General features: G+C 49.1%; 19 protein-coding genes. 16 read left to right on the top strand and 3 right to left on the bottom strand.

What is annotated here, in order from left to right; genetic code table 11:
* Nucleotides 1-4 precede the first annotated feature (4 nt).
* The 13 genes from BBR47_RS21345 to BBR47_RS21285 all read left to right on the top strand — a co-directional run bounded on the left by BBR47_RS21345 (nt 5) and on the right by BBR47_RS21285 (nt 12456).
* On the top strand, nt 5-832 hold the full coding sequence (locus BBR47_RS21345; protein ID WP_015892496.1) for a CDP-alcohol phosphatidyltransferase family protein: 828 nt from the start codon (nt 5-7) through the stop codon (nt 830-832).
* Complete coding sequence (locus BBR47_RS21340) at nt 777-1493, top strand: NTP transferase domain-containing protein (protein WP_015892495.1); 717 nt, start codon at nt 777-779, stop codon at nt 1491-1493. The genes BBR47_RS21345 and BBR47_RS21340 overlap by 56 nt, the downstream gene beginning before the upstream one ends.
* A complete protein-coding gene (locus BBR47_RS21335; RefSeq protein WP_015892494.1) occupies nt 1494-2696 on the top strand; it encodes an O-antigen ligase family protein in 1203 nt (400 codons plus the stop codon).
* On the top strand, nt 2656-3894 hold the full coding sequence (locus tag BBR47_RS21330) for a glycosyltransferase family 4 protein (protein ID WP_231850629.1): 1239 nt from the start codon (nt 2656-2658) through the stop codon (nt 3892-3894). The genes BBR47_RS21335 and BBR47_RS21330 overlap by 41 nt, the downstream gene beginning before the upstream one ends.
* A complete protein-coding gene (locus BBR47_RS21325) occupies nt 3861-4871 on the top strand; it encodes a polysaccharide deacetylase family protein (RefSeq protein WP_015892492.1) in 1011 nt (336 codons plus the stop codon). Before BBR47_RS21330 ends, BBR47_RS21325 begins: the two co-directional genes overlap by 34 nt.
* Nucleotides 4855-5502: a sugar transferase gene (locus BBR47_RS21320; RefSeq protein WP_015892491.1), complete on the top strand. Its 648-nt coding sequence runs from the start codon at nt 4855-4857 to the stop codon at nt 5500-5502. Before BBR47_RS21325 ends, BBR47_RS21320 begins: the two co-directional genes overlap by 17 nt.
* Nucleotides 5471-6499 (top strand): GNAT family N-acetyltransferase, encoded by a 1029-nt coding sequence (locus BBR47_RS21315; protein WP_015892490.1) that lies wholly within the window; start codon nt 5471-5473, stop codon nt 6497-6499. Before BBR47_RS21320 ends, BBR47_RS21315 begins: the two co-directional genes overlap by 32 nt.
* Entirely contained in the window at nt 6499-7671 is a 1173-nt protein-coding gene (locus BBR47_RS21310) for a DegT/DnrJ/EryC1/StrS family aminotransferase (RefSeq protein WP_015892489.1), read from the top strand. The genes BBR47_RS21315 and BBR47_RS21310 overlap by 1 nt, the downstream gene beginning before the upstream one ends.
* Nucleotides 7664-8935, top strand: coding sequence for a hypothetical protein (locus BBR47_RS21305; protein WP_015892488.1), 1272 nt, complete (start codon nt 7664-7666; stop codon nt 8933-8935). The genes BBR47_RS21310 and BBR47_RS21305 overlap by 8 nt, the downstream gene beginning before the upstream one ends.
* A complete protein-coding gene (locus BBR47_RS21300) occupies nt 8936-9895 on the top strand; it encodes an ATP-grasp domain-containing protein (protein ID WP_015892487.1) in 960 nt (319 codons plus the stop codon).
* A 325-nt stretch (nt 9896-10220) separates the two neighbouring features.
* Nucleotides 10221-11078 (top strand): putative RNA methyltransferase, encoded by an 858-nt coding sequence (locus BBR47_RS21295; protein ID WP_231850504.1) that lies wholly within the window; start codon nt 10221-10223, stop codon nt 11076-11078.
* A gap of 133 nt (nt 11079-11211) precedes the next feature.
* Nucleotides 11212-11964 carry an RNA polymerase sigma factor gene (locus BBR47_RS21290; RefSeq protein WP_015892485.1) on the top strand — a complete coding sequence of 251 codons (753 nt, stop codon included), beginning with the start codon at nt 11212-11214 and terminating at the stop codon, nt 11962-11964.
* Between the two features lie 78 nt (nt 11965-12042).
* Nucleotides 12043-12456: a VOC family protein gene (locus tag BBR47_RS21285; protein ID WP_015892484.1), complete on the top strand. Its 414-nt coding sequence runs from the start codon at nt 12043-12045 to the stop codon at nt 12454-12456.
* Between the two features lie 397 nt (nt 12457-12853).
* Here the strand turns inward: BBR47_RS21285 and BBR47_RS21280 are convergent, their stop codons facing one another.
* The 3 genes from BBR47_RS21280 to BBR47_RS21270 form a co-directional block, all read right to left on the bottom strand.
* On the bottom strand, nt 12854-15094 hold the full coding sequence (locus BBR47_RS21280) for a M56 family metallopeptidase (RefSeq protein ID WP_015892482.1): 2241 nt from the start codon (nt 15092-15094) through the stop codon (nt 12854-12856).
* Nucleotides 15095-15145: 51 nt separating this feature from the next.
* A complete protein-coding gene (locus BBR47_RS21275; RefSeq protein ID WP_015892481.1) occupies nt 15146-15547 on the bottom strand; it encodes a BlaI/MecI/CopY family transcriptional regulator in 402 nt (133 codons plus the stop codon).
* A 210-nt stretch (nt 15548-15757) separates the two neighbouring features.
* Nucleotides 15758-16978 carry a hypothetical protein gene (locus BBR47_RS21270; RefSeq protein WP_015892480.1) on the bottom strand — a complete coding sequence of 407 codons (1221 nt, stop codon included), beginning with the start codon at nt 16976-16978 and terminating at the stop codon, nt 15758-15760.
* 760 nt (nt 16979-17738) lie between these two features.
* Here BBR47_RS21270 and dpaL point away from each other — a divergent pair.
* From dpaL to BBR47_RS21250, 3 genes are all read left to right on the top strand, one after another.
* Complete coding sequence (gene dpaL, locus BBR47_RS21260) at nt 17739-18983, top strand: diaminopropionate ammonia-lyase (protein ID WP_015892478.1); 1245 nt, start codon at nt 17739-17741, stop codon at nt 18981-18983.
* Nucleotides 18980-20140, top strand: coding sequence for an ArgE/DapE family deacylase (locus tag BBR47_RS21255; protein ID WP_041749557.1), 1161 nt, complete (start codon nt 18980-18982; stop codon nt 20138-20140). The genes dpaL and BBR47_RS21255 overlap by 4 nt, the downstream gene beginning before the upstream one ends.
* 74 nt (nt 20141-20214) lie before the next feature.
* Nucleotides 20215-21996, top strand: a complete 1782-nt coding sequence (locus BBR47_RS21250; protein ID WP_015892476.1) for a sigma-54-dependent Fis family transcriptional regulator — start codon at nt 20215-20217, stop codon at nt 21994-21996.
* Nucleotides 21997-22023: the final 27 nt, after the last annotated feature.

The raw sequence follows: 22023 nt of genomic DNA, 5'->3' as shown, positions 1-22023 counted from the left end.
TACCGTGAAGGATGAGCTGTATCCGTCTATGTTTTGGGATAGTGAAGAGACACGCCATTGCCGTGTGCAGGTGCAGAAGCCGTGGAGCAGGGAAGAATTTTGGTCGTACTACTTCATTCGTCGCATCTCCATCTATGTGAGCTTATTGCTGACCCGAAAAACACAAATATCACCCAACGCGATTACAATGGGAGGGATTGTCGCCGGACTCCTTAGCGCTGCGGCATTTATGTACGGAACGGCAGCATCCTTTCTACTCGGCTGCTTCTTCTGTCAATTGTGCTACTTGGCGGATTGCGTCGACGGGGAAGTAGCCCGCATGCGTAATCAGAAGAGCAAGGGAGGAGAATGGCTGGACATCGGGCTCAACTATGCACTCTACCTAGTGTCATTCGGTGTGATTTACGGAATCACGGATCATCACGCGATGTTTGATCCGTGGCTACTCTATTTGATTTTGCTCTCGATTTTTGCCGAGATTTTGGCGACCAATGGTTCCGATCTCGTCTTTAGCCAAGGGAAAATCTCTCACGAAACAGTCTCTATGAGAAAGCGCAGCAAATGGATCGATGCTTTTGTCTTCCTTTTTCTTACCCAAACGGGCTATCAGTTGGGCGTGTTCGTTACCGCGTTTCTGTGGGCAATCAGCGGGCAGATGCTATTTTTGCTCCTATGGACCTTCTACCACCTGTTCGTCGGACTGGCCAGATCGATGTACAAGCTGAAGCTGAACATCAAATACGTCATGCCATCTCTGAGAGAAGGAGGGGAGTCGGATGAAGGCACTGCTCATGGCGGCAGGTCTCGGGTCACGAATCAACGAGCAAATTGACGGTATTCCCAAGTGTACCGTGGATATCGGGAACCAAACGCTCATTGAAAATACGATAACGGAGCTTAAGCGCAACGGAATTGAAGAGATCGCGATGGTGGTGGGCTATCAAGCCAACGTGATTATCAAGCAGCTCAGAGATGAACCTATCCGTTTTTACCACAATCCTTTTTATGATCGGACAAATAGTATCGTGTCCCTCTGGTTCGCCCGCGATTTTTTGCAAGGGAGCGATTGCTTGCTATTGAACGCCGACGTTTACTTTGAATCAAAGGTGCTGGAAGTCGTGTTGCAAGAGACCACATGTCCCGTCATGTTTGCTGATCCAGTCCGTCGCTATGAGGGAGATTATAAATTTGGTTATGAAAACGGACTGCTGCTTCGCCACGGAAAGGGACTCTCTCTGGAAGAGACAACTGGCGAATACGTTGGAATTGCCAAACTTCAAGAGAGCTTTCTGCCGATATTTTTGCGTCGATTGCAAAGGTTGATTCAGGAGAAGCAGTATGATTTATGGTGGGAAAATGTCCTCTATTCTTTTTTGGGCGAAAAGAATGTGTATGTCGCACAAATACCACCGGGATTGTTTTGGGCAGAGGTTGATACGTGGGAGGATTATCGGCGAATCCTGGAATTCACTAACCATCTGGCACACAGGTAAATGATGATCAAGGAAAAGCTCTCCCCGGACAAGATCCTTCTTTTGCTATATGTGGTGCTTAAGCCCTTCTACTTCTTCCCAAGTGGCAATCCGCAAATCGCCGATTTTCTTATGCTGATTTTGATCGCCTACAGCTTCTTGTTTCGCCTGGGGCGGGTCAATCGCAGACTCGGATTGTTTCTCTTCCTTACCCTTCTGTTTTTGTACGACATTATGATGGTGAATGGCATATGGGCGATTGCACTGGGCGGGGAAATGGATGTATTCAGCTCGACCAAGTGGTACATGTACAACGGAGCCGTGATGTTTGCCCTGATTATTTTGTTCAGGCGCAATCCGCAAGAGTACGTCAAATGGATCTTCCTGGCTACATCCACTTCCTTGCTCGTTCAGGCATTCCTTCTCGTGTCAGGTTTGTCACCGGATAGCGGAGAGTTCAGGCAATCGTTGTTCTTTAACAATCCGAACCAGCTCGGCTATTTTGGGCTCTTGTGCATGGGAATATGCCTACTGTGTGCTCGCTTCGTGTCTGTAAAGACCATTCCTCTCTTTATTTCGATAGGCACGGCGTTTAGCATCATTGCAGCGTCCCTGTCGAAAGCAGCGATCATTAGTGCCGTAGGGATGTACCTCGTTTTTTTGCTCCTCTCCATCAAAGAACGAACGGGCTTGTTTTGGATAAATCTGCTTTGCGTGCTCGTCTCGTCCTTCACTGTCTTCTTCATCTATTTGTACACCAACGAAAACGTGCTGAGCGACGCATCTATTTACACACAAATCGAAGAACGAATGGTAACACTCGGCGAAGATTCGGATGACAATTTGGCAGCGCGGGGGTATGACCGGATTGCCAACCATCCGCAGTACATTTTGTTCGGAGCAGGGGAAGGGATGTACGAGCGATTTAACAGCAGCATTTCGTTGGAGCTGCATTCTACCTTAGCCAATCTGTTCTTTTCCTACGGCGTAATAGGCACGGTGTTGTTTATTCTCATGATTTATGGGGCGGTCCGTGGGCATCGATTGGTTGCTTGGTATCCGCTTGTCTTCCAAGTTTTGTATGGACTCACGCATAACGGAATTCGCGAAACGTTTTTCTGGATCTTGCTCGCGCTGTATTTCGTGACAGCCGAAATCAATACGCGTCAGATCAAAAATGGCGGTGATCTGCTTGAAAAAAATCTTGCAAGTATGCGCAATTGACCGCTCTGTAGAAAGCTTGCTGTATCCCCTGATTGAAAAGCTGATGGATGAAGGCTATGAGGTGCATACTGCGTGTTCGGATACAGGACGCTTTGATGTGCTAACAGCAAAGGGATTGACGCTTCGAAGTATCCCCATTAAGCGAAAGATCGACCCGATTTCCAATTTGGGCACAATTGGAGCCTTGTATCGGCTGATGAAACGGGAGAAATATGATGTCGTGCATGTCCATACGCCAATTGCCGCTGTTCTCGGGCGTGTGGCAGCAAGGCTGGCAGGAGTGTCGCATGTCATTTACACAGCGCATGGCTACTTCTTTCATGAGGGAATGAGCAAAAGTACGTATCAGATGTACTACACGCTAGAAAAATGGTTTGCCAGGCATATGACCGACTATCTTTTGCTTCAGAGTCGAGAGGATTACGAGTTGAGCGTGCAGGATGGCTTCTCCTCCAAGACGGAGCGGATTCTGCACATTGGCAACGGTGTTGATCTCACAGAACGCTTTCAACCACGACACGTTACGAGAGAAAAGGTCCAGTCTATCAAGTCCTCACTCGGGCTGCAGGATGATCATGTGGTGATTACCTATGTGGGACGTATGGTCTCGGAAAAAGGGATTTTTGAGCTGTTGGAAGCCTTTCGCAAGCTGGCGGGCGAATTTCCGCGTCTGCGCCTCTTGTTGGTGGGGGACGTATCTTCCAGTGAACGCGATCAGCGGGGGCAAAACTTCGTGGAGCTTTGTCGACAGCATCCGCAAATCATTTTGGCTGGGTTCCGCACAGACATCCCGGAGCTGATGGCCACAAGCGATATTTTTGTTCTTCCCTCTCATCGCGAAGGGCTGCCTCGATCCATCATTGAGGCGATGGCGATGGCAAAACCGATCGTCGCTACGAATATCCGTGGATGTCGGGAAGAAGTCAGGGACGGTGTGAACGGATTTTTAGTAGAACCAAAACAAGTAAGTCCCTTGTATGCAGCCTTAAAAAAGCTCGTAGTGGATTCGAGACTCAGAGAAGCATTCGGACAGAATAGCCGCAGCATCGCGCTTGAGCACTTCGATGAGCGGACAGTCCTTGCGAAGCAGGCGGCGTTATTTGCCCAACTGACTGGTCAGCTGCGAGAAGAAAGAGAGCAGGAGAAAGGAGGCAGCGGAGAAGATTGGACAAGACGGGAGCATTCGTCATTTCCCTAGACTTTGAACTTTACTGGGGCGTCCGAGACAAGAGAACCATTCCATCCTATGAGCAAAATTTGTTAGGCGTTCGTCGAGTGATCCCCGCACTTTTGGAGCTGTTTGCCAAGTATGAAATGCACGTCACCTGGGCTACTGTCGGTTTTTTGTTTTGCGAGTCGCGCAAGGAGTTGGCAAGTGTCGTCCCACGGCATCTCCCGGCGTATTCCGATGAAAAGCTGTCACCCTATCCCTATATGGAGACAGATGCGATAGGAGAGCATGAGCAAGTCGACCCGTATCATTTTGCTCCTTCCTTAATCAAGCTGATATCCTCTTACCCGCATCAATTCATCGGAAGCCACACCCTTTCCCACTACTATTGTCTAGAGCCGGGACAGACTCCCGAAGCTTTTGCTGCTGACCTTGATTCTTTTCATAGATTAACTCGCAAAAAAGGATACGCCCCATCCAGCATTGTTTTTCCGCGAAATCAGGTGCAGTCCGCTTATTTATCTTTGTGCAAGAAAAAGGGATTCTGTTCCTATCGCGGCAACGAGCAGTCTTGGATGTACCACACAAGAGGGGCTGCCGAAGAGACATTGTTCAAAAGAGCCATGCGGCTGATGGATGCGTATGTGAATCTCTCCGGCCATAACAACTATGTTTCATTGCAGCGTAGTCCAGATGGAATGATCGATGTTCCATCCAGCCGGTTTTTGCGTCCTTATCATCCTCGACTACAGAGGTTGGAAAAATGGCGCATGAAAAGAATCAAATGCGACCTGACTCACACGGCAGAGCACAATCGTTTGTACCATCTATGGTGGCATCCGGAGAACTTCGGGAACCACATGGAAGAGAATCTCTCCTTTTTGGAGGAAATACTCCAGCATTATTCCATGTTACGCGATAGGTACGGCATGCAGAGCCTCAGTATGGAGGAAGCGGCAGCGAAGTGGAATCATCAGGAGGTGCGACATGAAGTCCTTGTTTGATCGTTGCGTATCCTTCCTGATGCTCGTCATACTGTCCCCACTGATCTTGCTGGTGAGTCTTCTCATCCGCTGGAAGCTGGGGTCTCCGGTTTTGTTTGTACAAGAGCGACCAGGTTTGCACGGAAAATCGTTTTTCATTTACAAATTTCGCACGATGACCAATGAGCGTGATGAGAGTGGAGTGCTTCTCTCTGATGAGCAGAGATTAGGTTCATTCGGAACGCTTTTGCGCAAGTATAGCTTGGATGAACTGCCGCAATTATGGAATGTGCTCCGTGGTGAAATGAGTCTCGTAGGGCCGAGACCGCTGCTGATGGAGTACCTGCCGCTGTACACGCCGCGGCAGTTGAAGCGACACGATGTAAAGCCGGGGATTACAGGCTGGGCGCAGGTCAATGGGAGAAATGCAATTGACTGGGAGCAAAAGTTCGAGCTGGACGTCTGGTATGTAGAAAATAGCAGCTTTTTTCTGGATATGCGGATTATCGGTCTGACGATCAAGCATGTTTTTCAATCGACAGGCATAAATCAGCAGGGCAGCGTCACGGTAGAAGACTTCAGAGGGAGTGAAAACACAGAGCGCGCTGGGAGGGGAGCATGTGAGCCTGATCGTACTGTCGGAACAGGATGATTGGACCGAATATTTGCGACGATTTTTAAAGTTAGACGTGTCCTACACGAAAGAATTTGTGCAGCTATACGCCAAAATGGAGCAGGGCACGCCAGAAGCTGTTTTTTTCAAGAGTGGGGAGAACGAGGTTTTCTATCCCTATTTGGTCAGACGTCTGGATGGGTGGATTCCCGGCTATGCTGATTTGGTTTCGATTGGATACGGAGGGCCATTTGTCGTGGGAGGACAGACGGCTGCCCGATTGTTCCAGGAGCAATTCCACGTCTACTGTCGGTACAAAAACTATCTGACAGAAACGGTTCGCTTTCATCCGTTGCTGGGGAATGCGGAGCTGTTCGCGGATCAAATGCAACTGGATCTGGTGAGGATGGTAACGGCGGTCGATTTACGCCCCACCCTTGCCTTCATCCGCGCCCACTATACACAAAACGTAGGAAGAAATATGAGGAAGGCCGCGGCAAACGACGTCCGGGTTACATTGGGCGGAATCGATCGGTTGCATTCTTTTATCCAGCTGCATCGGGAGACGATGGACCGTAACCATGCCGCGGCGCACTATTACTATGCTCCTGAATTTTTTGGGGGACTCATGAAAAAAACAGCGCTGTGCAAGCCGCGGCTTCTGCTCGCCATGCATGAGGATCGCCCGGTGGCGGGAGTGCTTTTGCTCAGTGGAAAACAATTCGCCCATTATCAGCTAGGGGCATCCCATACGGAAGACATGGCGCTTGGCGTCAACCACCTCCTCTTCGACGCCATGATCCAGCAGGCAAAGCAGGATGGAGCACAGCTACTTCTCCTTGGAGGAGGAAATCTGGATGGAGATGGCTTGTTCCGTTTCAAGTCCTCGTTTGCAAACGGCAATCATTTTCCTTACTGGATGGGCAAAAAAGTTCACGATGAGGAAGTGTATCTGGCTTTGTGCCAAAAACTACAGGTCGATCAGGCTGGCGAGCAAGATTTTTTTCCTGCCTATCGCAATGGGGGGACGTCGTAATGAGTGCGAAGCAGCGGATATTTTTATCACCGCCACATATGGGGGAGGATGAGCGGGAGTTGGTGGCAGACGCCTTTGCCTCCAATTGGATTGCACCATTGGGGGAACACGTCGATGCCTTTGAGCGAGAGATTGCCCAGTATGTGGGCGTAAAAGCTGCACTGGCTGTGTCCTCTGGTACGGCTGCTATCCATCTCGGGCTTCGGCTAGCGGATGTCGCTCCGGGTGACACGGTGTTTTGCTCCAGTCTCACCTTCGTCGCCAGTGCCAATCCGATTTTGTACCAGGGAGCGACTCCTGTATTCATTGATTCCGAGGCCGGGTCTTGGAATATGTCTCCGTTGGCATTAGAGCGTGCCCTGCGGGAAGCGGCAGCAGCGGACAAGTTGCCCAAGGCGGTCGTCATCGTCAATTTATATGGACAGAGCGCCGATATGGGACCGTTGATGGCGCTTTGTGAGCAGTATGGGGTTCGCGTGGTGGAAGATGCAGCCGAATCGTTGGGGGCTGTATACAAAGGGAGAATGAGCGGCGCCTTTGGTCATGTTGGGACCTTTTCATTTAATGGCAATAAAATCATGACGACTTCAGGTGGGGGAATGCTCGTCTCCGATGATGTTGAGGCAATCGAAAAGGCGCGCTTCTGGTCGACGCAGGCGAAGGAGCCAGCCAAGCATTACCAGCATGAAGAGATGGGCTACAATTATCGGTTGAGCAACGTGCTGGCTGCAATTGGCCGGGGCCAACTGCACGTTTTGGAGGAGCGAATCGAGGCAAGGCGAGGGATTTTCAATCGTTATGAACAAGCCCTCGGACAATTGCCTGGTATTTCGTTCATGCCCGAGCCGACGACAGGGCGATCCACACGATGGCTGACGGTGATGACACTGAATCCAGCGGATACAACCCTCTCAGCTGCACAACTGATCGATGAACTGGGCAAAGAAAATATCGAAGCCCGTCCCGTGTGGAAGCCGATGCATCTTCAACCGTTGTTCGCACAGTGCCAATACTATCCACACCAACCAGATGAGAGTATTTCAGATCGGCTATTTGCCCAAGGTGTTTGCTTGCCGTCTGGTTCCAGCTTAACCGCCGAACAGCAGGAGCGAGTCATCGGTGTGATCACGAGTAGCCTCCTGAATCAGGAACAGGGGGTGCGCCATGTATAGTTATGAGCAGCTAGAAAAATGGCGTAGTCTTTGCTCGTCTTCTTTTTACGTATTGGACACAGAGAAGCTCTCTGACAACTATCGTCGTTTCCAACGAGCGTTTACTCGGCGCTATGAGCATGTAGTCGTCGCGTATTCGTATAAGACCAATTACTTGCCGTTTTTATGCCAAAAGCTGCATCAGTTAGGGGCGCATGCGGAAGTCGTCTCTCGATTGGAGTACGAATTGGCCCGGAAGCTCGGCGTCGATCCTGCCTCCATCATATTTAACGGCCCGCTCAAAACGGAAGACGACATTCACTTTGCCTTGGAGCAGGGGAGTCTGATCAATCTGGATTCTTTTTCGGAAATCCCGTGGGTGGTGGCCTACGCCATGCAGTATCCCGAGCAGACGTTTCGGATTGGGCTACGGATCAATGTGGATTTGGCCAGGGGTGGAGTGAGTCCTCTGCAAAATGGGTACGAGGTCAGCCGATTTGGTTTTTGCGTCGAAAACGGCAATTTGGAAAAAGCCCTGAGTCAGTTAGCTGTCGCCCCGAATGTGCATGTAGTCGGATTGCATGGACACTTTTCAACCAATCGCAGTGTCGGCGTGTATCGCCAAATTACGCGCCATCTATGCCGTTTGGGGAAGCAGCATTTGGGAGAGCGGCTTGCTTTTATCGATATAGGAGGCGGATTTTTTGGCGAGCTCCCGACCTCATTTGGGATGACGGCTGCTCCAACCTTTGAGGAGTACGCCGAAGCGATTACATCAGTTGTGAAGGAGGAGCTGGCAGAGCTGGATCATGCGCCATTGCTGATTCTCGAGCCGGGAATTTCCCTTGTGGCAGATGCCGTTGATTTTGTTTGCCGAGTCATCGATGTAAAAGAAAACAAAGGCGAGCGATTTGTTCTCGTGGATGGAAGTATTCACAATGTCAAGCCGACGATGCATTCTCACCTCTTGCCAGCCCGACTTGTGTGCAACCGCAAGCCAGTTCCCGAAGCGACCTATCATGTTGTCGGGTATACGTGCATGGAAAAAGATTATTTGCTTCAAGGCTACACGGGGCCACTGCCTGATATCGGGGATTATTTTGTCTTCGGGCACGTGGGAGCTTATACGCTCGTCTTTAATCCACCATTTATTCGGGAGAGGCCGCCTGTTCTTGCCATCGATGGAAATGAAGCGTTCATTGTTAGGGGAAAAGAGACTCTTCAACAATTCATTCCCGAATCGGTTTATCGTTTTCACGTTGACAAGCAGGAGGTAGTGAACTGAATGAACGTACTTGTGACCAGTGTAGGCAGACGAGTTAAGCTGCTCCACTATTTTGTACGCGAATGGGGGGACACTGGCAGAATCATAGCAGTAGACTGCGATCCGACGGCCCCGGCCTTGTACGCTGCTCATCATCACGAGCAGGTGCCGCGTATCGATGATCCTGGTTATCTCGATGCCCTTCTGCACATGTGCCAACGATACGAGATCAAGGCAATCCTCTCTTTAATAGACCCTGAGCTGACGTTGTTGGCAGCGCATGCTGATCGTTTCTACATGCAGGGCATCGAGGTGATCGTGTCCAGCCGGGATGTAATCCAGATGTGCTTGGATAAGAGGGCAACGTATGATTTTTTGTCCGCGCATCAGATTCCCGCCATTCCCACCTTTACCAAAATGGACGAGGTACAAGCAGCGCTTTTTGCAGGGCAGATTACGTATCCATTGATCGTCAAGCCGCGGTATGGAAGTGCCAGTTTGGGCATCACACGTGTGGAGAATGACCAAGAATGGTCCGTGCTCATGGGAAAAATGGAGGATGTCGTCATTCAACCGTTCCTACAGGCAGAGGAGTACGGAGTGGATGGTTATGTGGATCTGATCTCGGGGGAGCTGGTGACACTTTTCACCCGCAAAAAGCTGCGAATGCGGGCAGGGGAGACGGATCGCTCCCTCGCGGTAAAAGATCCGCGTCTGCTATCACTTGCGAAGGAACTCATCCGTGTCCTAGAGCCGCGTGGACCCATTGACATCGATTGTTTTTTGGTCGGAGATCAGTACGTTGTGTCGGAGATCAATCCCCGTTTTGGCGGCGGGTATCCGCATGCTCACGAAAGCGGAGTGAACATCGTTCGTGCGCTTCTCCAAAACATAAAGGGTTTGGTGAATGTGCCAAAAGTGGGGGAGTACAAGGAAGGAAGCATCCTGATGAAATACGATGAGGTCATGCTGTTGGAGTGAGCGCAAAAATATTTTTCAGGAGCAGGGCATGGGCAGGAAGCAAAAACAAGACATAGACGGCGTACCTGCCCCCTAAGACTCCCGTTCCCGTAATGGAAGTGCCTGTATATTCCTGAAATGTGCTACAATTTTACTTGGGCGTCTATCGCGATGCCTACTTTATCAAAAAGCAGGAGTGTTACACACCATGATCATCCAGTTCATTCGTCTACGGTAATGTGAGGTACAGATCAACGTAATCCCGCATTTTTTTGAAAATGCTTGGGGTTTATTTGACTGTGCCTTTTTTCATTCACCGAAATACGAATGAATGGGGTGCTTTTTGATGTCTACAGCTATCTCCCAACATGTGGGGATTTTTCGTTGTCCAATTTGCCAGGCAGCTATGCGTAACGTACCTGCGACCAGCTTGGTATGCAACAATCATCATTGCTTTGATTTATCCAAGCACGGCTACGTTCATTTGGCTACGCGAACCTACAAAACAAAGTATGACAAGCAATTGTTTGCAGCAAGAAGGGCGATCATGGAGCAAGGTTTTTTTGATCCATTGTATGACGTGTTGAGCGAAGTCATCCTGCAAACGACAGAACCTGAGGAAAACCGGACGTACGTGCTGGATGCAGGATGCGGCGAAGGCTATCATTTGACGCAGGTTCGGCAGAGAGTGATGCAAGCAAGCCAAGTCCCCATTATTGGAGTGGGTGTCGATCTCGCTAAAGAGGGAGTTATGCTTGCGGCGAAGAATGATTCAGAAATAGTTTGGTGCGTCGGTGATTTGACGAATGCACCGTTTGTGGATAGACAGTTTCCTTACATTCTCAATCTGTTATCTCCATCCAATTCGGATGAGTTTCATAGACTTCTGGCTGATGAAGGACGAATGATCAAAGTCATACCAGAGGCGAACTACTTGCGAGAGCTACGGGAAGTCTTGTATCAAGAGACACCCAAAACACAATATGAAAATCATCGTACGATCGACCACTTCAAAACCAGCTTTCAACTAATCGGTAAGGAACGGGTTCAGTATCAGTTCCGACTGGATGAAGAGGGTCTAGCTTCCCTGCTTCAGATGACGCCGTTGGCATGGGGGGCGACACCTGAGCAGTTGGAACGGGTGTCAAACTTGGCTGGAATGGATATGACGATAGACTTGGTTGTGTTGATTGGCAGGAAATAAAACAGCGACTGTCCTGAGCGGGAAAATTCGTTCTGGACGGTCGCTTTCCTATTTTTACATGGTCTTTGTTGACAGCGTTCTTTCTTTTTTTGAAAATAAGTATGAATACTCGGAAAAGTCTTGGAGGGATAGTATGGGGGCTGATCAGGATAAGGCTTCCTTTTTGCGCGTAAAACCTTTTCTAGCGGATATCCAAAAGCATTGCTTGTCCCTCACGAAAAACGACTGGGATGCGGAGGATCTCCTGCAAGAAACATTGACGAAGGTATATCGTTCCTTGCAGAAGGCCCCAGACAGAGAACTAACCAAGGCATTTTTGAGGCAAATTGCTACGAATGCTTGGATCGATCATTGCAGGAAGGGAAAGGCGAATGAGCATCCCGCCCTGTTTGATGAAGCGATCTATCTGCACCAGTCCAGCGTATCCGATGCGTTTGTGCAAAGAGAGGTGTTCGAGCAACTGGCTGATCGTCTAAATGCCAGACAGATGGTGCTGATTCTCATGATGGACATTTTTTCGTTTACGGCGCAGGAAACAGCCACATTACTGCATACGACCGTAGGGGCAGTGAAGGAAGGGGTGAAGAGGGCACGCCAGCGCTTGTTCGTGTTAGCAGAGCAATCCAGACAGGATGAAAGCCCGTCCAACAAAAAGAAAATTGACAAAGCTGGACATCGTGATTCGTCCGGATTTGTATCAAAAGAAGGGTTTGAGCAATTTTTGGCTGCCTTTCGTGCGGGAGATGCCTATGCGATTTGTCAAACGTACCTGCGTCTCGCCGATCAGGGCATGAGCGTGGAAAAGGTTTCGGTAGCAGGCGATCGCCTTTTCTTTGCTGTTCGTGACCCGGATGGACATTTGCTGCATTTTTTTCAGAAGTGGTAGAAGCACCCGTTTCTTTTTGTTCTTTTCTTTCGTTTAAGAGGATGAAAGTACATATTTGAAATAAAGGAGCGAACACAAATGAGTATCCATGTGCGTAATTTTGCGGTTGTACAGCTGCCCGTCAAAAACTTGGAGGTATCGATAAAGTGGTATCGCGATGTGCTCGGCATTCCGTTTACCTTCGAATTTTCACCTGGAGACAATGAAGCGTGGTTGAACGTAGGCGGAGTAGGTCTCGGGCTCATTCGTTGTCCGGAAGTTCCTCGTTTGGACTTTACCAATATGGCAGGACAAGCCCAGCCGATCATCTCCTTGCAGGTAGACCAAATCCATGAGGTCTATGAGGAGCTGAAAAGTAAAGGAATCGAAGTAAGTGAAATGACGTACAAGCGAGGCGGAGGCTACAGCTTTCGATTTCGTGATCCAGATGGGCACTTGAACCACCTATGGGGTGGCTGGCCTTCTGCTGAGGATGAAGAGAGAAACGCATAGAGATATCCGATTCGATAAATGCCACCTGTGAAAGTTATGCAGGTGGTTATTCTTATCAACGGGGCAGCGGTAGAGAGAAGAATATTTCCAGTCTACGCTCCGGGCTACGTCCTGCTAGGGTGTGGGAACTGTCCGCTCCGCAGCGATTTGCGGGGAAATGCAAAAGTGGAAGCCGCTTCGTCGTTTGGGCACGTTGCATTTCTTTTGCCCGCAAATCACTGCGAAGCTGGGTTGGACTTCGAAAGTCGCTAGGACTGGAAATATTCTTCTCTGACGCGGCTATGACCAGCCCACCGAGGCTCCATGGTAAAAGCGAAACACGCTCTTAAGCGTGCAAAAAAACGCGGAAGGGCTGCTCATTGCTAGCTCCCTTCGCGTTTTTGATTGACCCGTTTTACTACTTCAAGTTCTGAAAGTCTACCGCTTTTTGGCTCATCAGGTAGGAAACAATCTCTTCCTCATTGGACACTCCGTCCGTAAACGTGACTTTGAAACAAACGTCATTTTCTCTCCAGAAATAGGAGATGAGAGTTGGATCCGCTGCGGTGCTCGCCTCTCCGTAACGTTTGTATTTCTCCGTCTTGAACACTTCATTTCCAGCGATTTTCAGCATGTTTACCTTAACTTTGTACGCTTCGTCCATAGATTGGTAAAAGGCTACATTCCCATTCTTTTTCATATCTTCGTATATTTTCGTGTCTTTAATTTGATCAAATGAGATTCTATTTTCCCCGTTCAATCTTTTGTTTTTCTCAGCAACATCGTAGTAAATCCCAAGGTACATGGTCTTATAATCCTTCTCATTTGCAGGCATGCTGAAATTTACCTTTGAGCTTATATCTGCTGCTGTACCTTTGAACTGTCCCGGCAGTTCCAAAGGAAATTTGGGAGTAAACCCTATTGCTTTTGAGCCATGCTGTACATCTTCCGTATCATATAAGCCCATGACGTAAACGGAATAGCCTACATAGCGTTCTTTCATCGCTTGATCCGGGTATTTCACATTCGAGATTATTTTCACAATGTCTTCTTGAAGATCGCTTGCGAAACTATTAAGGCTATACTGTATTCCGTTATCTTGCCATAGATAGTAAACGGAGTTAATGTTGTTATCTGCGCCAATAAAAGTCACTTTCATTACATCTAGCGCTTGGACCTTCAAATTTTGCTTCTCTATTTTTTGTTCCCCATATCCCTTTGTTTGTTCATCCACGATTTTTTTGTAAGCCGCCTCCAATCCATGTAGTCCGCTACTTGCAGAAAAACGCACAAATTCAGATGAGGGATCTTTTTTGCTAAATTCAATATAAACGTGAGTTTCTTTATTGGTACGCAACTTTTTCTGATCGATATACATCCCTTTAAACTCATAGTCCATAGCAAGCACATCAGGAACTTTAAAGGCAAAACCAGTTGTCTGTATTCCTTTTGACAAACGGTCGTATGCTCGCTCATCTGAGTCAAACAAAAATCTAGCCTCTTGCTCTGTAGTAGCCTGATCGGAAGCGACTGGCTTGACGGTACTCTCTACCTTCACTGCGGCATTCGTAAGGGTCACCGAACTCATCAAAGCTACGCTCAAAACGGCAGCAACCGAAAGTTTGTAAGATCCTGTTTTAAAGCTTTTTATCATCTGAATTCTCCTTATCATTTGATTCCTGTTATTTGCTTCGGTAAAGGGAAGCAAGTGAAGCTGCTGGCGGTTGGTAGAAAAACGCTGCAAAAATTGAATAATCGTCATCCCGTAGGGCACAGACTCAGCTTCACCCAGAACGTTCAACACATAAGCGTCACACGCAAGCTCCCGGTCGGCCTTCATCTGTTTTACACACATCCAAATAAAAGGGTTCATCCAGTGAATGGCCAGAGCAAGTAGACCCAGTAGGTTCCACGCGATGTCTTTTCTTTTGTAGTGGGCAAGCTCGTGGGAGAAGACGTGGGTAAGCGCAGAGGCGTTCGATTCCTTGCATATCTCTTCGGGACAGTAAATCCATGGATGGATCAACCCGGCGATATGTGGGCTTTTTCTATAGCTTCCTGAATAGATAGGGATTGGTTTGGTGATGCCAAATCTTTTTCGGCAATCATCCATGATGGAAATGACTTGCGGGTCTGTCACGATTTTGAGGCTGCTCATTCTGCGTCTGGTCCGCAACAGGTAGGCACACATAAATCCAAGCAGGGAAATACATCCGATTAGCCAGACGATGGCTGCTATTTTTACGCCAAGGGTGTGAGTGTCCTCGACAGGGTCTGGATCGATCTTGATTGGGTTGGATATGGAGGGATCCAGAAGTTTTTGATTTTCTGGCTGTTTTGTCTTATCATTTTGAGGTGAGTTTATTTGTTTGCTGTTTTGCTCTCTCTCTTTTTGTGACGCGTCATTCGCAACAGGGGAGTGGGGGGAAACAGCATTTTTTATGCTGTCTACACCTAGTTGCCAGATATTGAAGATGCTTACCGAACTGTTTGGGAGAAAAGGAAACAGAAGCCGTATTAACACAATCAGCCAAAGCGCGTGGTGAAGCCGAGCGCTTATCCGGTGATGAAAGATTTTCTTGATGGCTATCACCATGGAAGCGACGAGGCTAGCTCCAATGGTGGCATCAAAAACCCATAAAAAAATATCACATAGCATATCCATGCCTTCTACCTCTTTACAGTAAGATCTGCTGCTTTGTCATTTTTCTCATCTGTCATCGCCTCTGCTGCCCATGTCTCTCTGTTTTTCATTCAGAATCTTTTGAAGATGCTCGATGTCCTTCTGGGACAATTTGACGTCTTCTAAAAAATTGGTCATCATCATGTCTGCCGCCCCGCTAAAGACTCTTTTCAAAAACGACTGGCTCTCTGCCCGGATGCATTCTTTTTCGGAAATCAATGGAAAATACTTATAGCCCCTTCCCGATTTTTCAAAACCGATCACCTTTTTCTTCAAAAGTCTGTTGATGAAGGTACGAACGGTTTGATCGGTCCACTCGATTTCATCAGGCAAGAGGAGTGCGATATTTTCAGCGTTTATAGGATTGTTCTTCCAAATGATCTTCATGATTTCCCACTCTGCTTCCGAAATTTTTGGGATATTGGGCATGTACTCACCTCCTCATTCATCTTTTGATTTACAGATGTAAATATAATCTGTTGGGTTAATATTACAAATGTAAATGGAGTGTGTCAAGGGAAAGTTTCCATTTTTAACCACGGTGTCTGCCGGATGCAGACCAGATAGAATAACTACAGTTATCTGGTGATCACATGAGAGCAGTGAACGCAAAAAAGGCCATTCCGCAAAGGATGGCCTTTAGTAATCGCGTGCTGCGTCGAACCAGCTTTGAGCCATTTCCTCCGTAATAGGCTGGCCAATTTGGTGGTCAGACTGGCTTAGTTGCCATACAGCTTCACCCAAGTCTTCTCGTTCAGTGGTTTCGATACCTTTGAGGGGGTTAAAGCGCACGGTGAAGGCGGTGATGGCTGCCTCGGCATCAGCAAGGCTGCGGGCTTGTGCCAGTGCCGCTTGTGCAACGTCATAGGCTTCATTAGCCAGCTTGGCCAGACGTTTCGGCCAGGACGAAAATGGGCGGCCAAACTCGGTTGTCCACCATTCGGGCTTACGTAATTGGCTCACGGAAGCGTAGCCAGTCCACGGACGGGTCTTAGCTCGCGCTTTCATTTGCTGCTTCAGTCGCTTACCCGTAATCTCCTCCACGTTATAGGCGATAAATCTGTCAAGCAACGGCCATACATTTAATGGCGGCAAATCACCCAGATCAGGCATAAAGCGCAGCTCCAAATTCGTTAACTGGGCCTGATGAGCTAGCAGCTCCAAATCGCAGAAATTCCCCCACAAACTCAGTGATGTAAGATTTTGAAATCTCTCTAGACACGCAAGCGAGATAGGCTGCGCAAGCGGTTCGTTTCGAAGAGTCAGGTTCGTGACCTGGTGTAGTGCGCCCAGATCGGGAAGCAAGAAGGGCTCATGATTCTTGCGGCGGCTGGTGCGCGGCTTCAATGTCAGAGAGTAGGGCATGTCGCCAGCGACAGAAAAACGCGATAGATCACCAGCTACACTCAGACGGAAATATTCAGAGACCTGGCGTTTCGGGAGCTTCAGGTGCAAACGGCTTTCAAACTGGTCCAGTTCAATATGTAAGCCGTGCAAATTGGATTGGCTGGCGTCCACGACTATGTCTTTAGGCAGGATCGGAACCCACGTCATTTCTTCAATGGGGCGTTCTATGGCCCAGTCGAAGAAGCTCGTGTCACTCCCAGCGTAGTACAGAACTCGAGGCCAAGGCGAGCCAGCTGGTGTGGCGAAGGAATCGAATACATTCCAATTAATGGGTGTATAGGGATCGACGTGTAGGTCTGTTTTATTGCCCGCTTGTGACGGTCCAATGGAGAGGCTGCCTACGCCGGGCTTGAGAACAAGTGTGTGGCTGTGAGGGCCAGTCAGGTCGATAGGATAACGACCATCCTCTCTAATAGAACCAGCAGGAGAACCAACTTGCTTATGAATTGGCATTTCCTTCATCCTTCCTTCTTAACTTCTGACTTATCAGCTATGTATCACTATATCAATACCTTTTGGCTTACTAAAAATATAGCATAGAAAGCCAAGCCGAGGTTCCAGTTGCTGCGGTGGAGAGAAGAATATTTCCAGTCTACGCTCCGGGCTACGTCCTGCTAGGAAGTGTAGACTGTCCGCTCCGCAGCGATTTGCGGGGAAATGCAAAAGTGGTAGCCGCTTCGTCGTTTGGGCACGTTGCATTTCTTTTGCCCGCAAATCACTGCGAAGCTGGGTTGGACTTCGAAAGTCGCTAGGACTGGAAATATTCTTCTCTGACGTTGCTAATTGTTTGTACTCAATCTTTAAAACCCACTTGAAAACCCAACAGCTCGCAAGGAAACAGGAGAAAAAAGCGAAGATCTTTGGGGCACCTACCGAGGCGCAATGGAAAAGGCGAAACACGCCTTTAAGCGTCCACCTCTGAGAAGCATCCCTGAACCTCTACTTTGGACGCGGTTTCGCTTTTTCCATGGAGCCGTGCAGTGAATCCCCCTAGCTGGTGACCCAAGAAGCTGGAGCGTTTTCTCCTGTTTCCTCCCACCACAGCAGCAGGAATAGCAAGTATCAAATCAAGACTTAAAGTATCAAATTGATACAACAAAATCTCATTTTGATACGATTATCACCAAAACAATAAGCCATCCACGGCCTCATACCGTTGGCACGATCCTTGCTTTTTCAATAGGATGAAACCAACCGAGGAGGTACACATCAAATGGATAAAGGTAATCAACCACCAATCTACGTCGTAAAAAACAAGAGAAAAAATAACGAGAGTGCTCGCATTCCTGCTTATTTGACCCCAATAGAATCCCGTTTTGCCAAAGCCTTTCATCAATCTCTCGCAAACTACGAGCCGACTCCTCTCGTTACATTGCCTGCGTTAGCACGTGAGCTGGGAGTAGGACAAGTACTTGTAAAAGATGAGTCCAAACGCTTCGGCCTCAATGCCTTCAAAGTTCTGGGTGCTTCTTACGCGATGGCGCGTTTCTTGTGCGAGAAGTTGGGCATATCGACAGAAGAGATGACCTTCGAGGCACTGTGCTCCCAAGAAGTGAGAGAGCGAATCGGAGAAGTCACTTTCGTCACGGCGACAGATGGCAATCACGGAAGGGCCGTTGCCTGGGCTGCTAAGGAGCTCGGACAGCATGCCGTTGTATACTTGCCCAAAGGCTCCGCCCAACAACGGGTAGATGCGATCCGCGAGGCCGGCGCACAAGCTCACGTCATCAATGGAAACTACGATGAAGCAGTGCGTCTCTCAGAACAAATGGCCAAGGAACGTGGTTGGCAAGTGATTCAAGATACGGCATGGGAAGGCTACACGACCATTCCCACATGGATCATGCAGGGCTATACGACGATGGCAGCAGAGGCGATGGAACAACTCTCAGCCACCATGGACGCCAAACAGCCGACGCATCTATTCTTGCAGGCAGGTGTCGGTTCCATGGCTGCCGCAGTCTTGGGATATTTCGTAGCGGCGCAAGCAAACAAAAACCTAACAACCGTGATCGTCGAGCCGCATAGCGCCAATTGCATGGTCCTCTCAGCAGAAGAGAACGACGGACAACCACATGCTGCTACAGGAGAGCTAGGAACCATCATGGCAGGACTGGCATGTGGCGAGCCGAATCCGCTGGCATGGGAAATCTTGCAGGAACATGCAGACTTCTTCGTCAGTTGTGCCGATTACGTGGCGGCAAACGGCATGCGTATACTTGCAGCACCGACAGGAGGCGACCCTTCTATTGTGAGCGGGGAAAGTGGAGCAGTCGGCGTAGGGCTACTCGCTGCCTTGATGAGCAAACCAATGTATCATCAACAGCGTGAGCAGCTTGGCTTACATGAAAATTCCGTTGTTCTGTGCTTTAGTACGGAAGGGGACACGGATCAGGATATATACAAACGCATCATCTGGGAAGGCGCATGCCGGGAAGAGGGGGAAATGACAAAATGAACGTGACGATCAATCGAGACGAACTGATTTCATTGGTGCAGAACTTAATCCGTATCGACTCCGTAAATCCATACCTCGATGAGGATGGGCCGGGCGAAAAAGAGATGGCTGCTTTTATTCGAGATCGTTTACAGACGGCAGGACTGGAGGTTCACGTCACGCCGATTAACGACACAGCGGTCAATGTCGTCGGGATTTTACGCGGAACAGGCGGTGGAAAATCCTTGATGCTCAACGGACATATGGACACCGTAAGTGCCAAGCGCATGGAGATTCCGCCGTTTGAGCCTACCCTTGCAGACAACAAAATTTTCGGCAGAGGCAGTCAGGACATGAAGGGAAGTCTGGGGGCCATGATCGCCGCAGTAGAGGCGATCGCACAAGTAAAGGTTCCGTTGGCAGGAGATGTCATTTTGACTTTTGTCGCTGACGAGGAATATAAAAGCATCGGCACGGAGGAGCTGGTAAAAGCGTACAAAGCAGATGCGGCGATATGCTGTGAGCCTTCCGATCTGGCGATTGGTGTCGTACACAGAGGTTTTGCTTGGGTCAAGTGCGAGGTGCTGGGCAAGGCAGCTCACGGAAGTCGTCCAGCAGAAGGGATTGATGCAATCGTTCGGGCGGGCAGGGTCCTGCAAGAGCTGGAGCGTCTTTCAGACAGGTTGGCTCAAGGGCCAGTTCATCCGATACTCGGTGCGGCATCTGTTCATGCTTCAATCATTCAGGGTGGAACGGAGCTGTCGACCTACCCAGACTATTGCCGCATCGATTGGGAGAGAAGGACGCTGCCAGGCGAGACAGAGGCAGACGTGGCCAATGAAATCGAAGCATTACTACAGAAGCTGCGCGCTGAAGATGAGACGTTTCAAGCAAGCGCTGAGCTGTCATTTTTGCGAGAGCCATTTGAGTTCGGGCTGGATGAACCCCTTTATTTAGCTCTTCAGGCAGCGTGTAAGAGCGTGATGGGAAAAATACCCGAAGTATGCGGATTCTCGGGATGGACGGATGCAGCTTTGTTGCAGGAAGCGGGAATCCCCACTGTCTTGTTTGGACCAGTGGGAGCCGGTTTGCATGCCGCAGTCGAATATGTAGAGGTGGATAGCTTGGTAGACATGAGTGCCATCTTGGTGGAGACGATTTGCGATTTTTGCCAGTAAAAATGGCATAGAGGGCTGGCTTCTCCTATGATACGTTATAATGGAGGCAAGAGATTGACGGGAGGGGAAGCCAGATGCCCTTGCGAGATATTCAAGAGAGTGTGCAACAGATTGCTTCGGCTGTTGCATCCGTTTTGCGCGTAGAGGTAGAGATTGCGGACAGTCAGTTTTTGCGGATCGCAGGGACGGGGAAGAATGAGGCTGGCGTTTTGCGGACGATGGCAGGAGAGGATCATATATATCGGGAGTCGTTGCTCGCTGGACATCCTGTTGTGATCATGAATCCGGGGCAGGATGAGCGGTGTCGACCCTGTATGCATTATGGAAATTGTACGGAGACGGGAGAGATTTGCTGCCCGATACAATTAGACAATGAAAATATTGGGGTGATCGGCCTACTCGCTTTCGATGAGGAGCAGCGCGAGCGGTTGTTTGCAGATGTGGACGCGATATTGACCTATTTGCAAAAAATGGCCGAGCTGATCGCCATTAAGCTAAAAGAGCACTACTTGTACGTCGAGCAGTTGCATACGGTAGAAAAGCTGCGTGTCGTCATGGATGAAATGGATAAAGCAGTCTTTCTCGTCGATCAAGACAATCGAATTATTCAGGCGAACCAGCGTGCCCGTCAATATTTGCAGCTCGATCATGACGACAGTCAAACGGCAGAATGGATAGATGCCATCCGACTTGCAGATGCTGCGCAGTCAGCGCCAAAGCAGGTCGTTTTGTCAGTCGGGCAGGAAGATAAGACATTTTTGTTTGCCATCAAGCCCATTCTACTGGCCGGAACGGTCAAAGAATGGGTGATTACGCTTGATGATGTGCAGGAAGTCGTGCAAATCGCAAGGCAGGTTAGTGGATATTCGGAGCCCGACCCTTTTCGGATGATTGGTGGTAACAGTCCTGCGATTGTACAGGCAAAGGAAGTAGCAAGACGTGTGGCGGCCAGTGATTCGACTGTCCTGCTCCAAGGTGAAAGTGGAACCGGAAAGGAGCTCTTTGCCAAAGCCATTCATCAGGCAAGCCCTCGCCGTGACGAGCCGTTCCTTTCGATTAATTGCGCCGCAATCCCTGAGCATTTGATGGAAAGCGAGTTGTTCGGTTACGAGGAAGGCTCATTTACAGGAGCACGAAAAGGTGGAAAACCGGGTTTGTTTGAGGTCGCAGGTAAAGGCACACTGTTCCTCGATGAAATCGGAGATATGTCTATGCATTTACAGAGCAAGCTGCTGCGCGTCTTGCAAGAAAAGGAACTGTACCGAATAGGAGGGAACGGCAAGCCTATACGCTTAGCGGCAAGGATCATTGCAGCGACCCATCTGGATTTGCAGGAGCGGGTAGACGCGGGGCTGTTTCGGCTGGACCTGTACTATCGGTTGCATGTGATTCCCATCCACTTGCCCTCGCTACGAGAACGAAGAGAGGATATCCTGCCTTTGGCAAACGATATCCTTTTGGCGCATGCGAATCGGGTGGGGAAGGGGTTGCACGGTTTTTCCAAGGAGACGCAAAACATCCTGTTCCATCACGACTGGAGAGGAAACGTCCGAGAGTTGGAAAATGTCATCGAATATGCGGTCAATATGGAGGCAACCTCTTGGGTCCAGCCTGCGAGCTTGCCCATTCGAACGGGAAGGCTACGTGAATCTTCTCCGCATTCCGTAGAAGAAAGTCAGGGGCCATTTGATTGGCAAAAGCAAGGACTCCTGCTGAAAGAATTGGAACGAGCGGCAATCGATACCGCGATGCAACAAATCCGTGATAGAAACGGAAGAAAAGAAGAAGCAGCTGCGCTATTAGGTATAAGCCGGGCAACGCTGTTTCGGAAACTGCGCGAGTACGGTATCACCTGATCCGACTTCTGGTCGATTTTTTGGGAT

This window comes from Brevibacillus brevis NBRC 100599 (assembly GCF_000010165.1).
GTDB classification, from domain to species: Bacteria; Bacillota; Bacilli; order Brevibacillales; family Brevibacillaceae; genus Brevibacillus; species Brevibacillus brevis_D.
This window is presented reverse-complemented; position numbering and strand designations above follow the sequence as displayed.

Excerpts from the sequence above, each read along its gene's own strand:
- BBR47_RS21340 (WP_015892495.1), top strand. The coding sequence starts at position 777 with ATGAAGGCACTGCTCATGGCGGCAGGTCTCGGGTCACGAATCAACGAG.
- BBR47_RS21335 (WP_015892494.1), top strand. The coding sequence starts at position 1,494 with ATGATGATCAAGGAAAAGCTCTCCCCGGACAAGATCCTTCTTTTGCTA.
- BBR47_RS21320 (WP_015892491.1), top strand. The coding sequence starts at position 4,855 with ATGAAGTCCTTGTTTGATCGTTGCGTATCCTTCCTGATGCTCGTCATA.
- BBR47_RS21310 (WP_015892489.1), top strand. The coding sequence starts at position 6,499 with ATGAGTGCGAAGCAGCGGATATTTTTATCACCGCCACATATGGGGGAG.
- BBR47_RS21305 (WP_015892488.1), top strand. The coding sequence starts at position 7,664 with ATGTATAGTTATGAGCAGCTAGAAAAATGGCGTAGTCTTTGCTCGTCT.
- BBR47_RS21300 (WP_015892487.1), top strand. The coding sequence starts at position 8,936 with ATGAACGTACTTGTGACCAGTGTAGGCAGACGAGTTAAGCTGCTCCAC.
- BBR47_RS21295 (WP_231850504.1), top strand. The coding sequence starts at position 10,221 with ATGTCTACAGCTATCTCCCAACATGTGGGGATTTTTCGTTGTCCAATT.
- BBR47_RS21290 (WP_015892485.1), top strand. The coding sequence starts at position 11,212 with ATGGGGGCTGATCAGGATAAGGCTTCCTTTTTGCGCGTAAAACCTTTT.
- BBR47_RS21285 (WP_015892484.1), top strand. The coding sequence starts at position 12,043 with ATGAGTATCCATGTGCGTAATTTTGCGGTTGTACAGCTGCCCGTCAAA.
- BBR47_RS21280 (WP_015892482.1), bottom strand. The coding sequence starts at position 15,094 with ATGCTATGTGATATTTTTTTATGGGTTTTTGATGCCACCATTGGAGCT.
- BBR47_RS21275 (WP_015892481.1), bottom strand. The coding sequence starts at position 15,547 with ATGCCCAATATCCCAAAAATTTCGGAAGCAGAGTGGGAAATCATGAAG.
- BBR47_RS21270 (WP_015892480.1), bottom strand. The coding sequence starts at position 16,978 with ATGCCAATTCATAAGCAAGTTGGTTCTCCTGCTGGTTCTATTAGAGAG.
- dpaL (WP_015892478.1), top strand. The coding sequence starts at position 17,739 with ATGGATAAAGGTAATCAACCACCAATCTACGTCGTAAAAAACAAGAGA.
- BBR47_RS21255 (WP_041749557.1), top strand. The coding sequence starts at position 18,980 with ATGAACGTGACGATCAATCGAGACGAACTGATTTCATTGGTGCAGAAC.
- BBR47_RS21250 (WP_015892476.1), top strand. The coding sequence starts at position 20,215 with ATGCCCTTGCGAGATATTCAAGAGAGTGTGCAACAGATTGCTTCGGCT.